This window comes from Pseudobutyrivibrio xylanivorans, assembly GCF_010906925.1.
GTDB lineage: Bacteria > Bacillota > Clostridia > Lachnospirales > Lachnospiraceae > Pseudobutyrivibrio.
The window spans coordinates 553,803-567,816 of sequence record NZ_VTVE01000002.1; the positions used below are offsets into that span (position 1 = coordinate 553,803).

Annotated in this window: 10 protein-coding genes, 1 rRNA gene and 1 other RNA gene; 10 read left to right on the plus strand and 2 right to left on the minus strand. The window is 39.4% G+C overall.

From position 1 onward, the window contains the following. Positions 1-22: 22 nt before the first annotated feature. Together F0Q01_RS09415 and F0Q01_RS09420 are read right to left on the minus strand one after the other, a co-directional pair. Complete coding sequence (locus F0Q01_RS09415) at positions 23-571, minus strand: GNAT family N-acetyltransferase (protein ID WP_090488371.1); 549 nt, start codon at positions 569-571, stop codon at positions 23-25. A 19-nt stretch (positions 572-590) separates the two neighbouring features. Then, a complete protein-coding gene (locus F0Q01_RS09420) occupies positions 591-1,286 on the minus strand; it encodes an anaerobic ribonucleoside-triphosphate reductase activating protein (protein ID WP_090488373.1) in 696 nt (231 codons plus the stop codon). Positions 1,287-1,396: 110 nt separating this feature from the next. Between F0Q01_RS09420 and tadA the strand changes: the two genes are divergently transcribed. From tadA to F0Q01_RS09470, 10 genes are all read left to right on the plus strand, one after another. Further along, the gene (tadA, locus tag F0Q01_RS09425; protein ID WP_090153383.1) at positions 1,397-1,867 is read left to right on the plus strand and encodes a tRNA adenosine(34) deaminase TadA; all 471 of its coding nucleotides are present in this window, start codon (positions 1,397-1,399) and stop codon (positions 1,865-1,867) included. A 50-nt stretch (positions 1,868-1,917) separates the two neighbouring features. Further along, positions 1,918-2,120: signal recognition particle sRNA large type (ffs, locus tag F0Q01_RS09430), an RNA gene on the plus strand. Between the two features lie 25 nt (positions 2,121-2,145). After that, positions 2,146-2,904 (plus strand): hypothetical protein, encoded by a 759-nt coding sequence (locus F0Q01_RS09435; RefSeq protein ID WP_090488375.1) that lies wholly within the window; start codon positions 2,146-2,148, stop codon positions 2,902-2,904. Positions 2,905-2,920: 16 nt separating this feature from the next. Further along, positions 2,921-5,206, plus strand: coding sequence for a hydratase (locus tag F0Q01_RS09440; RefSeq protein WP_090488376.1), 2,286 nt, complete (start codon positions 2,921-2,923; stop codon positions 5,204-5,206). Positions 5,207-5,221: 15 nt separating this feature from the next. Continuing rightward, on the plus strand, positions 5,222-6,535 hold the full coding sequence (locus F0Q01_RS09445) for an AI-2E family transporter (protein ID WP_090488378.1): 1,314 nt from the start codon (positions 5,222-5,224) through the stop codon (positions 6,533-6,535). 156 nt (positions 6,536-6,691) lie between these two features. Continuing rightward, the gene (locus F0Q01_RS09450) at positions 6,692-9,640 is read left to right on the plus strand and encodes a hypothetical protein (protein WP_090488380.1); all 2,949 of its coding nucleotides are present in this window, start codon (positions 6,692-6,694) and stop codon (positions 9,638-9,640) included. Between the two features lie 39 nt (positions 9,641-9,679). Further along, positions 9,680-11,578: a 1,4-alpha-glucan branching protein GlgB gene (gene glgB, locus F0Q01_RS09455; protein WP_090488382.1), complete on the plus strand. Its 1,899-nt coding sequence runs from the start codon at positions 9,680-9,682 to the stop codon at positions 11,576-11,578. Positions 11,579-11,626: 48 nt separating this feature from the next. After that, the gene (locus F0Q01_RS09460; RefSeq protein WP_090153356.1) at positions 11,627-12,841 is read left to right on the plus strand and encodes a DUF5711 family protein; all 1,215 of its coding nucleotides are present in this window, start codon (positions 11,627-11,629) and stop codon (positions 12,839-12,841) included. A 167-nt stretch (positions 12,842-13,008) separates the two neighbouring features. Further along, the gene (locus tag F0Q01_RS09465) at positions 13,009-13,533 is read left to right on the plus strand and encodes a CvpA family protein (protein ID WP_330388736.1); all 525 of its coding nucleotides are present in this window, start codon (positions 13,009-13,011) and stop codon (positions 13,531-13,533) included. A 354-nt stretch (positions 13,534-13,887) separates the two neighbouring features. Continuing rightward, positions 13,888-14,014: ribosomal RNA gene (locus F0Q01_RS09470) — 16S ribosomal RNA — on the plus strand; the annotation flags it as partial.

The window sequence follows — 14,014 nt, forward strand, 5'->3', positions numbered from 1 at the left end:
ACTCAAGCCCCCCTACGTTAAATTAATTATTAGCTAAATATGCGTACATACAATGGTCAAGTCTCTTTCCATTAATATTGATTTTATCTCTAAGCAATCCCTCGTATTTAAAACCTATTTTTTCAACCATATGAATACTTGGTTTATTGTCAGGTAAAATCAAGGCTTCAAAGCGATGCACCCCATAATCCCTAGCAATTACAGGAATGGTGGCACGTATAGCCTCTGTGCAATAGCCTCTATTTAAAAATTCCTGATCCATTTTGTAGCCGATAGTACAGCTTTCATAAATAGGTCTTACAATATTTCGATAACTTACAGTGCCAATGATTTTGTTTGGATTATCTTTTTCAAAAATCCAGTAGCGAACCATTATGCCCTTAATGATATTTTTGTATTCAAAATCCAGTAACTTACGCTGGTGTGAAAGAGTATAAAAGTCCTCTCCCATCACAGGTTCATATTTCTCGAAAACACTACCGTTACGCAAATAGAAGTCTAAAACCTTCTGAGCAGAATCATAGTTAAGAACTTTTAAAACCAGCCTGTCTGTAGTAACCTCAATTTTCATACTATCCCCCAAAAAATTATTAATCGACGCCTCTAATACTAGTGTTTGGTATATAAGGGCGAAGTATATTTACAAACTCGGAAAGAGTCTCTACTGAATGAGGACTGAATATAGGATTAATAACCTGTTCTGATTCTCGATAGCTTTGCAAATAATAAGCTTTTGCCCCTGAAAGCCATCTACCAATAGATTCCATGTCAGAAATGTCATGGCATTCTCGCATGATTGTGGTCCTAAATTCGTAGTCCATTTTACCACTAATTAAAAGAGAAACTGTGTCCTCTATTGGAGAAATATCAAAATTTTTCATGCAGGCAATTGTGTTGTATTTTTCTTTGGAATGCTTAATATCCATGGCAACATAGTCGATTAAGCCTGCATTAATAAGATAATTAACCATATCAGGATTGGTTCCATTGGTATCAAGTTTAACCAAAAGTCCCATATCCTTTATCTGCTTAATAAAATCAGGAAGATCCTTGTGTAGAGTTGGCTCGCCGCCTGTGATGCAAACACCGTCCAAAACTTTTGACTTTGCCTTAAGGTGTTCAAATATTTCATCAGTGGAATATGCCTGCACATCCGAAGGTGGCATAACAAGGTCTCTGTTGTGACAATATGGACACCTAAAATTGCAACCACCTGTGAAAATAGTGCTAGCAATTTTTCCAGGATAATCTAAAAGCGTTGTTTTCTGTAAGCCTAGTATAAGCATAAGTCATTCCCTTTTATTGGTAAAAGTGTTAACATAGAATAGCTAAATTTTAAGAAATTAAGCATAATTTCCAAGTAAAAGTATAGCAAAATAGGAGGTGAAAATCCATGATGTCAGAAGAAGAGCGTTATATGAAACAGGCGCTCAAGCAGGCTAAGAAAGCCTATGACATTGATGAAGTCCCAATAGGATGCGTGATTGTTCAGGATGGTAAAATAATTGCCCGTGGATACAACCGCAGAAACACCGATAAAAGCGTACTTGCTCATGCAGAGATTGCTGCCATTTCAAAGGCATGCAAGAAGACAGGAGATTGGAGACTTGAGGATTGCACCCTTTATGTTACACTTGAGCCTTGCCAGATGTGTGCTGGTGCCATAGTGCAGGCTCGTATACCCAAGGTAGTAATTGGAGCCATGAATCCAAAAGCTGGATGTGCTGGTTCTATTATAAATGTCTTACAGATGAAACAGTTTAATCATCAATGTGAGGTTGAGTCAGGTGTTTTAGGCGAAGAATGCAAGATGATGATGACTAGCTTTTTTGAAGAACTAAGACAGCGAAAGAGTCAATTAAAGTAACGGTAGGATTTTGTTGACAAAAAGCCCTTAGTTATCATAAAATAAGGGCTCCGAGCGATTTGCTCGAATTAGATATCACTTGGCGGCTACCCTAGAGTTGCTATGATCTTTGGGTCCCTCGTAATGGGCACCTACGAATCGTGTCAGGGCAGGAATGCAGCAGCACTAAGTAGGACCGTTCATCTGACGAGGGGTTACCTGGAGGGAGTTTCTTTAGGGTGGCTACCAAATGGTATCTGGTTCGGCAGCTCGGTATTTTTATATGTATAGGTGAAAATATGGGAGCACAGGACAGAACAGAACGAGTTTTAAGAGAAATGCATGTGCTATTTTCAAAGGCACAGCCATATGAGGGAAGCACAAAAAATGTCATTGTGGACAAGAATGCCATGATGGATCTTTTGAAAGAACTTAATGAGTGCATGTACGATATGATGGAAGAGCATGAACTCACTGTTAAGAGCCGCGACAAAGCTAATCGTGAAATGCAAAAGCAAGGCGATGACATTGTATTTGATGCCACCAGAAAGGCAGAGGACATATATGCCGCATCCCTTATGTATACAGACAATGCCCTAGAGAGCATTCAAAACATTGTTAAGGAGTCCCAGGAATCTGTTGCGAAGGTTTACGAGGAAGCCATTAAAAAGATAAAAGAAGAGAACAGAGCAATTAAGACTAATCAGTTAGAGCTTAAGAGCCATCTCAATGATTTGATAGATACACAGAAGTATTTGAGACTTATCGATGAGGAGAATATGCGTCTTCTCAAGGAAAAGAATGAGGGAGGCGAAGAAGGATTTGATTCTGCCCCTAAGTATGCAGCTCCAGAGATTCGTATCGATAAGGATTATTTTGCTAGAGCTGGTCTAGAATATGACGATTTAGATGAGCCTGCAGCAGAAACAGAGGAGGCAGGTATTTCCTCAGAGGATTTAGATGCTGAATATTTTAAATGGCAGCAGGAAGAGTCAGAGGAAGACAGCAAGAAAAATGGTAAAAAGGGCTTTGGTGGCCTTTTTGGATTAAAGAAGTAAAAAGGAGAATAAAGGAATGAAGCTTTACAACAACGGAGTATACCTAATTAATGGCACCCAGATAATTGAGGATAGTCATGAGGCAGCCGCTGCAATCGAGCACGCTATTGGACGCAAGGTCACAAAGGACGAGGCACATGGACAGACTATGGCCTATTCGATTCTTTCGGATCACAACACATCAGGCAACATGGATCACTTACAGATTAAGTTTGATAAGTTAGTCAGCCATGATATTACCTATGTAGGAATTATCCAGACAGCAAGAGCTTCAGGCCTTGAGAAGTTCCCTATTCCATATTGCCTTACAAACTGCCACAATTCTCTTTGTGCAGTAGGCGGTACTATCAACGAGGATGACCACATGTTTGGTCTTACTTGTGCTAAGAAATACGGCGGAATCTATGTTCCACCACATCAGGCTGTTATTCACCAGTTTGCACGTGAGATGATGGCTGGAGGCGGTAAGATGCTTCTCGGTTCAGATTCTCATACTAGATATGGTGCACTTGGTACAATGGCAATGGGCGAAGGTGGCCCAGAGCTTGTTAAGCAACTTCTTAATCAGACATACGATATCGCTATGCCAGGCGTTATTGCTGTATATATGACAGGTACACCTAGAAAGGGTGTTGGTCCTCAGGACGTTGCCCTTGCTATCATCGGCGAAGTATTCGATAAGGGTTATGTTAAGAATAAGTTAATGGAGTTCGTAGGCCCTGGTGTTGCCAACCTTTCAATGGACTTTAGAATTGGCGTGGATGTTATGACTACAGAGACTACTTGCCTTAGCTCAATTTGGACTACAGACAAGAAGACTGAGGAGTTTTACGAGATTCATGGTCGTAAGGAAGAGTACAAGGAGCTTAATCCTGGCCAGGTTGCTTACTATGATGGCATGATTGAGATTAATCTTGATGAGATTAAGCCAATGATCGCTATGCCATTCCACCCAAGCAACACATACACAATTGATGAATTAAACGCAAATCTTATGGATATCCTTGATGACTGCGAAAAGAGAGCAAAGGTTTCTCTTGATGGTCAGGTAGAGTTCTCTCTCAAGGATAAGGTTAGAAATGGTAAGTTATACGTAGATCAGGGTATCATCGCTGGTTGTGCTGGTGGTGGTTACGAGAACATCTGTGATGCAGCAGATATTCTTCGTGGCGCAAGCATTGGACCAGATGAGTTTACTCTCTCTGTATACCCAGCTTCTACTCCTATTTACATGGAGCTTGTTAAAAACGGTGCTGTTGCAACTCTTATGGAGACAGGTGCTATTGTTAAGACTGCATTCTGTGGTCCTTGCTTTGGTGCTGGTGACACACCATCTAACAATGGTTTCTCAATCCGTCATTCTACAAGAAACTTCCCTAACCGCGAGGGTTCTAAGCTTCAGAATGGTCAGATTGCATCAGTTGCACTTATGGATGCTCGTTCTATTGCAGCTACAGCAGCTAATAAGGGTTACCTTACAGCAGCAACAGAAATCGATGTAGATTATACAAAGCCAAAATATCACTTTGATGGCAGAATTTACGCTAACCGTGTATTTGATTCACACGGCGTAGCTGAGCCTGAGACAGAGATTCACTTTGGTCCAAACATTAAGGATTGGCCAAAGATGAGCGCTCTTCCAGAGAATTTATTCCTTCAGGTTGTTTCTGAGATTCATGACCCAGTTACAACAACTGATGAGCTTATTCCATCAGGTGAGACATCATCATATCGTTCAAATCCACTTGGCCTTGCTGAGTTTACTCTTTCACGTAAGGATCCAGAGTATGTTGGACGTGCTAAGAATATCCAGAAGGCTCAGAAGGCATTAGAGGCTGGAGAGTGTGCTGGTGAGGCAGTTCCAGAGCTTAAGGCAATTGTTCACAAGGTAAAGGAAACTTACCCAGATGTTAATCATGACAATTTCGGTGTAGGTTCAACTATCTTTGCAGTTAAGCCAGGTGATGGTTCAGCTAGAGAGCAGGCAGCATCTTGTCAGAAGGTACTTGGCGGTTGGGCAAATATTGCTAATGAATATGCTACAAAGAGATATCGCTCTAACCTTATTAACTGGGGTATGCTTCCATTTGTTATTCCAGAAGGAGAGCTTCCATTCAAGAACTTAGATTATCTCTTCATCCCTGGAATCAAGGATGCTGTTATTAATAAGGCAGATACAATCAAGGCTTACGTTGTTAAGGATGAGGGATTAAAGGAATTTGAGATGACTCTCGGAGAGCTTACAGATGATGAGCGTGAGATTATTCTCAAGGGATGCTTAATCAACTACAACAGAAGGTAATTTAGGAGGCATTGTATGTCAGGGGATAATTACGAACAGGACAAATATAGAAGAAAGAAACTGATAGGCAATGTGATAGCTGCTTGCGTGGTGGTAGCTTTTTATTTCATGCTGCGAAATTCTAGAAGTGTTGCAGCAGCATGGGATCATGTATCTACAGTATTTCAGCCGATATTTATAGGTTTTGTCATGGCCTTTCTCATGAATCCATTTATGGTATTTTTTGAGAAGAGATTCGAGAAAATCTTTAATAAAATTATTAAGACTAAGGCTACAGCTCAAAAGGCTAATCGTACACTTTCCACTGTTTTGTCCTTAATCGTACTTTGTGGAATAGCAGTATTTATCATTAGAGCTATTGTTCCTAACCTGATTAGCACAATAATTTATCTTGCTAACAATATAGAAGATCAGATAGCAGCGGTCCTTGACTGGTGTAATCAGATTACAAAAGGCAATTATAAGGATGTCCTTATGAAAGCTAAGGACAATAATATTGGAGATATTGTAGACCAGGGACTTAAGCTTTTAAACCAGTACGTAGATTGGGATAAGAGTTTCATGGTATCTACAATCACTTCAAGTGTTATTTCCGTAGGTAGATTTGTGGTAGGTATCATCATAGGTATGTTTGTGTCTGTATATGTCCTTATTTCAAAAGAGACATTTAAGGCTCAGGCTAAGAAGCTTATATGTGGTATTTTTGCTCCAAAGTATTCCAACATAATCCTTGAGATTTCAAGAAAGTCAGCAGAGATTTTCTATGGATTCATTATCGGAAAGATACTTGATTCTGTGATTATTGGCTTTATTTGCTATTTCGGATGCTTAATCATGGATATGCCATATCCTGTATTAGTATCTACAATTGTTGGTGTGACCAATTTTGTACCAGTATTTGGCCCATATATTGGAGCGGTTCCAACTGTTGCAATTATTTTCCTTACAGAGCCAATGAAAGGAATTTACTTCCTGATATTCGTTCTTGTATTACAGCAGATTGATGGTAACTTAATTGGACCAAAGATTTTAGGCGATTCCACTGGAGTATCTTCATTCTGGGTTGTATTTGCTGTTGTTACAGGCGCTGGATTCTACGGTGTCTGGGGAATGGTTGTGGCTGTTCCAATTGTAGCGGTAATCTACTACATTGGTGGAAGATTTGCTAGTTACTTGGTGGCAAGAAGACAATTGTCAACTAACACAGAAGACTATCTTTTGCTTGACCATATTGACCTAGAGACCAATGAATTAATTGAGCACGAAAGTGAAAAAACAAAAAGCAAGAAAAAGTCATTGTTTTCAAGGCTTATAAAGAAAAATAAATAATTATTAAATAATTATTAAACCGAGGTTTTTTGGCCTCGGTTTTTTTGATTTTAACTTTAAGGTATGTTAGTATTTTAATAACTATAGGATGCGAGGAATGCATATCAAATTTTGCATTCTAAAACCCATAAGTATGTGTTTTTGGAGAATAATACTGTGGAAAAATTAGAGTACAAAAATAGGATTGACGAGATGAAAGGTCTCATCTCACAAAATAAATTCGCTGACGCCATGTCTGTAGCTGAGTCAGTAAATTGGAGAAAGGTACATAATATCAACGATTTGATTGCTGGTAGCGAGTGCTATGAGGCAGCAGGTAAAATCGAAGAAGCCAGGGAGTTACTATTCCTGGCACATGAGCGTTCTCCAATTGGTCGAATGATTATCTATAAGCTGTGTATGATTTCCATCAAGCTTAAGGATATCGAGATGGCTCAGGAATACTACAATGAGTTTGTTCAAATTGCACCTCATGATAGTCTAAAATATATCCTGAAATACAATATTAGTATTGCTAAAGGGGCAGACAATGCCACTTTAATCAAGATTCTTGAGCAGCTCAAGGAAAGTGATTTCATTGAGGAATGGGCTTATGAGCTTGCTTATCTTTATCACAAGACCAATCAGGCGGAAAAATGCATAGGACTTTGCGACGAAATCATTCTTTGGTTCGGAGACGGTCCTGTAGTTGAGCGCGCCCTTGAATTAAAGATGCTTTACCAGCCACTTGATAAGGCGCAGGAGGACAAATACCGTAGCTTCCAGCAGAAAAAGGATGGATTGGCTGAGATTCATCCATACAGCAATATCAATCCCAGTGAAGTGCTTCCTCAGATGCCAGCAATTGAATTGCCAGAGGGACCGGAGAGATTTGATACTATTAATCTTCAGGCCGAGATTAAGAAGAATATCGACGAGATTATGAAGGCTACAGATACGGGCGAAGTATCTGAGAATATTGGCGCCATTAAGAATCTTGTTGAGGAGATTCCTTATTTACAGGTTAAGGGAGAGCTTGAAGATGCTCTAGAAGATGAGGATGAGTTCTCTATAAATGATACCTTCAATGAATATCTTAAAGAGGGTAATGATGGCCAGATAAGTCTTCTACTTCCTGATGAGGCTGAGGATGAAGAGGCCCAGGTAGAGGGTCAGATGACCATAGAGGACGTTCTTGCTGAGTGGGAAAAGACAAAGCGTGCAGCAGAAGCGGCCATGGAAGATGCGAAGACTAAGGAGCTAGAGAATGCTAGAGCCAGAGCCCTTAGAGAAGCAAACAATGTGCTTAATCGTCTTGAGGGCGTTATGTCAAAACTTGATGCCGGCATGACTTCCGCAGAACTTTTAAAAGAAGAATACTTATCCGAACAGGATGATAATACAGACACAGATCTTAAATTATCTGAGGATTCTACAGAAGAACTTACTGAGGAAATAACAGATGATATCATCGAGGAGGAGCCTGAGGAGAACTCTGAAGATACTCCGGAAATTAAGCCTTGGCCAATTTTAAATCAGGATGAGGACCAGGAGCTTGATGATTTCCAAAATGCAGAAGATCCAGATGAAGCAGAACCTAAGAGCTTTACTATCCCTAAGCTCAACATCGAGGGATTAGAAGAGGGCTCTCTAGATATTCCTGTGATTAATCCGGCTGGTGCGGCGGTGATACCAGGTGCGGTTTCTGCAGTGGCAGATTCAGTATTACATGCTGCAGAGGCATTAGATAAGGCTAGTTGGCAGCCACCTACACTAGAAGATACCGAGGAGATAGACGAAGTGGACCTAAAAGAAGCTTCCCAAATGATTGCTGATGTTAACGATTTCCTACAGAAGGAGATTGATAGACTTACATTAGGAAATGAGCAGATTAGCGCTCAGGTTCCAGAACCAGTTGATGAAGATATTATTTTACCAGAGATTAAGCTTCCTGAAATAAAGATGCCAGATGAAATAGAAGAGGAATTTGATGAACCTCTTACAGAAGCATATGACGAGCCGGAAGAGCCTCTCACAGAAGAGATAGACCTAGACGTAGTTAGCCAGGAAGATCAGGAATTCTTTGATGAAGATGAGGAAGAAGAAATACCAGAGGATAGCGTACCTGATATTAATATTTCAGATATCGAGCTTCCACCAATAGAACTTCCTCAGGATATATTAGAGGATACAGGTGTTGAGCCTATTCAGAGTGAGCCAGTATTTGCTCCAGAGCCAATACCTCTTCCACAGTCAGTAATGGCAGACCCTCTTCCAGAAGTAACACAGGTTACTTTGGATGAGCCAATTGCTCCAGTGGCACCAGTTGTTTCACCAGCTCAGGTCGCAGACACTGCCAACACCGCTGCCAATGCATCAGGCTTCGAGCTTGAAGATGAAGATTTAGCAATATTCTCATATTTCTTACCAATAACAGGAATGAAAAAGAGCATAGCTCAGGCTATAACTGGCGCAGCTGCTCATTTAGCTCAGGCCGGTTCCAAGGGTGGAAGTATAGCTATTATCGGTGAGCCAGGATCTGGAAAGACACAGATGGCCACTAGTATCATAAAGGTTCTTGAGAAAAAGACCGGATATCCAAAGGGTGGCATCGGCAAGATTTCCGGCGAAAAGCTAAACGAAAAGGATATACAGAAGCTTTATTCAAAGATTCAGGGAGGATGTCTTATTATTGAGGCAGCCGGTGGCATCTCAAAGGAGACAGCCGTTACTCTATCTCTTTTAATGGAGCAGGATAACTCAGGCACAATTATAATTATTGAGGATAACAAAAAGGGAATCGAGAAAGCATTACTGAGAGATGGTTCCTTTGCTAAGCGATTCACAGAGAAAGTTGTTATACCAGTATTTTCAATTGATGAACTTGTTTCATTTGCTAAAACATACGCAATGGAAGCTGGCTGTACCATTGATGACATGGGTGTTTTAGCTCTATACAATCGAATCAATCTTATCGGTCGTTATGATCATGCAACTACTATCAAGGAGGTTGCAGAGATTATGGATGAGGCTATTGACAAATCTACTAGGGGCGGATTCTTCAACAAGCCTAAATACGACAAGAATGGCAACATAATCTTAAAAGAGAAGGATTTTGATAGATAACACATTTTAATTAGCGGGAGAAAATAAGGGGATTTTAGAATGAGTTACTTCACTGATTTAGACGGGTATTTATTTGGGCAAGGAACACACTATGACATCTATAAGAAGATGGGTGCTCATAAGGCTAAGCAAGGTAAGCAGACAGGCTTTTACTTTGACGTATGGGCTCCAAACGCTACATCGGTAGCGGTCATAGGCGAGTTTAACAACTGGGATGAGAGTAGAAATTATATGCAGCGAGTTGAGCCTGAGAGCCAGGGAATATTTGAGGCATTTATTCCTGAAGCAAAGGAAGGCCAGCTTTACAAGTACCTTATCACCACATCAGATGGAAGAAAGCTCTATAAGGCAGACCCTTATGCTACCTACGCTGAACTTAGACCAGGTACAGCATCTATCATTTACGACAATACCAAATTTAAATGGACTGATTCATCATGGATGAGACAGAGAAAGGCTAATTCCAACTTTTGGGAGAAGCCAATGTCCATATACGAAGTTCACCCTGGTTCATGGAAGAGACATCCAAGACCAGAAAATGATGGATTTTACAGTTACAAAGAATTTGCTCACAGCCTGACAGAATATGTTTTAGACATGGGATATACCCATGTTGAGCTTATGGGAATCTCAGAGTATCCTTTCGATGGATCTTGGGGATATCAGGTCACAGGCTACTATGCACCTACATCGAGATATGGCACTCCAGATGATTTTATGTATTTAGTCAACTATCTACATAAGAATGGAATAGGAGTTATTCTTGATTGGGTACCAGCTCATTTTCCGAAGGATGCTCATGGACTTGCGGATTTCGACGGAGGTCCTCTATATGAATATCCAGACCCAAGAAAGGGAGAGCATCCAGATTGGGGAACCAAAATATTCAATTATGGCAAGGCTGAGGTTAAGAATTTCCTTATCGGTAGCGCACTACAGTGGGTAGACGTTTATCATATTGATGGACTTAGAGTTGACGCAGTTGCATCCATGCTATATCTCGACTATGGCAAGAAGCCAGGTCAGTGGATTCCTAATGAACATGGCGGCAATGAAAATCTTGAAGCCATTGAGTTTTTCAAGCATATTAACACTCTTATTCGCGGCAGATATCCAGGAACAGTGATGATTGCCGAGGAATCTACGGCATGGCCTAAGATTACAGGCGATGTAGAAGATGGTGGTCTTAATTTTTCATACAAATGGAACATGGGTTGGATGCATGATTTTATAGACTATATGAAGCTAGACCCATATTTTAGAAAAGACAATCACAACAAGATGACTTTTGCCATGAGCTATAACGAGGCAGAACGATATATTCTTGTTTTGAGTCATGATGAAGTTGTTCATCTCAAGGGCTCTATGCTTGCTAAGATGCCAGGATTAGAAGTTGATAAATACAGAAATCTTATGGCAGGTTATGCATTTATGATGGGTCATCCTGGCAAAAAGCTCTTATTTATGGGACAGGATTTTGCTCAGGGGACAGAGTGGAGCGAAGCTAGAGAATTAGACTGGTACGTTCTTGACAATCCAAATCATAGACATGTATCTAGGATGTTCAAGGATTTACTTCATATTTACAAATCATATCCAGCTATGTATGAGCAGGATGTGTCTTGGGCTGGTTTTGAATGGGTTAATGCAAATGATAGCTATAGAAGCATATTTAGCTTTATCCGCAAGGCCAAAAATGGGAAAAATAGCATATTATTTGTAATCAATATGACTCCAATGAGATATGATGATTACAAGGTGGGAGTTCCTACCAGCAAAAAGCTTAAGCTTCTATTAGATAGCCAGCTTGAAGCTTATGGTGGAGAAGGCAGTCTGATACCAGAAACCCTCACTCCAAAGAAGGAGGAATGTGATGGTAGGGATTACTCAGTAGCCTTTAAAGTGGCACCATATCAAGTAGCAATATTTGTTTATTAATTAAGTGGGCTGTGAAATCAGCCCATTTATTATATATAGGAAGTATAAATGGAAGAGTTTAAAATAATAAAATTACCGGAGAAAACTGAAGAAGAGGAAGTCGAGGTTGAGGAAAAGCCCCTCCGTGAGATTGATGAAAATTATGAACCTCCAAAGAAGAGATGGATTTTCCTAATTCTCCTTATTATCATAGTAGCAATTTCCTTGATGGTAATAAAAATATTCACAACATACAGCGACTATCAAGTTGAAAAGACCTATGAGAGAAATGAGTCAGCAGAAAGTACATACTGTGACTATAAAGGTAACTTACTGAAATACAGTCCTGATGGTGTATCTTGTACTACCTATGACGGCTCTTTGATTTGGAACTATACTTACGATATGGTTAATCCAAATATGGATGTTTGCCAGGACTACATTGTAGTCTACGATAAAAAAGGAAGTGAAGTAGATCTCTTTTCCTCAAAAGGATTTGTAAAGTCAATCACAACAACCACACCTGTTCTTGAGGCCAAGGTGGCAAGCCAAGGTACAGTGGCTCTCCTTTTACAGGAGAATAGCGTTAGTTATATTCAGTTGTATGGTAAGGATGGCACACTCCTTGCCTCAGGTGAAATCCATCCTGAGAACAAGGGATTTCCAGTGTCAATGGCCCTTTCTTCGGATGCCACAAGACTTTTACTTTCTATTGTAAATGTAAATTCAGGAGAGCTTTCTTCAGAGCTTGTGTTCTATGATTTTACAAAGGAGGGAAAAGAAGAGCAGGATAATATTGTTGCTTCTTATACATATTTAGGCTCTATAATTCCTAAGGTTGATTATGTAAAAAATGATAAAGCTATAGCCTTTTCCGATTCTAAGATTATTTTGTTCAATAACAATCTCAGAGCTACTGTAGCAAAGGAGATATCTGTAAATGGAGAAATGAAGAGTATCTTCTATAATGATACCCATTTCGGATATATAAGTGAGACTGCAAAAGAAGACGGTGAGGTTGTCAATAAATTAAACGTTTATAATCTTTATGGATTTAGATGGATGTCAAAGGAAATTGACGGTAGCTATGAAAGTGTTCAGATAATGGATAATAATGAGATATTCATTAGAAATGAAAATGAAATTACTATATATAACCTTCAAGGCATAGCAAAGTTCAACTATAAATTTGATGAGGTTGTATATAATATCATTCCAGGCTCAACTTCTAAAAGATACTATTTAATAGAAGAAAACAAAACTGAGCAGATATGTATTAAATAGCACGAAGAAAAGGGAGAATAATGGATATTAATATTTTACTTGTAATTTTTATAATGTTGATGGTCTTTTTTATAGTTCGAGGTGCCCAAAGAGGCATGATAAGGATTATATATAGCCTAGTTGCTTGGATCTTCCTTCTCCTCTTTGTAAACTATGGAAAAGTATATGTGGCAGATTACATAAAGCTCCATACAGAAATACCGACACGTGTAGAGAATGCCATAGATGGTCATTTGCACACCAAATACGATAGTTCTGAAGCAGAGGAAGTGGGTTCCGGTAGAGATGCTGTCCTTTCAATTGTTCCAGAGTTTGTAAAAGATGATATAGAGACTAGTATAGAGAACTCTATCGACAATATCATAAAAGCAATAGCTAAAGAGCTATCTGATGCAGCTATTAATGGAATATCAAATATTCTTCTTATTGCTGTTGGAATAATTATTATCTATATAGTAGATAGATTATTAAGAGCTGTTGGATTTGTTCCTGGCATTAGGGATGTGAATAGACTTCTTGGAATTATTGCTGGAGCAGTAGAAGGTATGCTAGTTACATGGTTTGCAATGTATCTAGCTGATTGTTTTCCAACATCCTTTTTTGGCCAATTTATAATAACTTACGCCAAGGAAAATCAAATGCTTTACTATATCTATACAAATAACCTAATTGAAAGAATTATCGGAATATAAAGACATTAATTTTTTTGAAAAAAGGTGTTGACTATAAGGTTGGCAGATGATATTATACTATTCGTTCCGCTGAGAGCGGTACACACTTAGAAAACACTGAGTTTTCTGAGAAAAAGATTTTGAAAAATAAATCAAAAAAGTTGTTGACAAACAGCTGGCGACATGATAGTATAAACGAGTTGCTGCTGAGGGCAACAACAAAGCGAAGATTGATAACTGAACAGTGAAACAAACCTTGAATTAATACAGTTTTGTATAAAACATGTATCCTTGAAATTCATTTAGTTTCTAAGACGAAACAAAACCTTTATTAGTAAACAAGTCAGTTTTATACTGATTCGGAATTAAACTTTTTAACATGAGAGTTTGATCCTGGCTCAGGATGAACGCTGGCGGCGTGCTTAACACATGCAAGTCGAACGAAGCAATTTTCTACGATCCCTTCGGGGTGACGGATTATTGACTGAGTGGCGGACGGGTG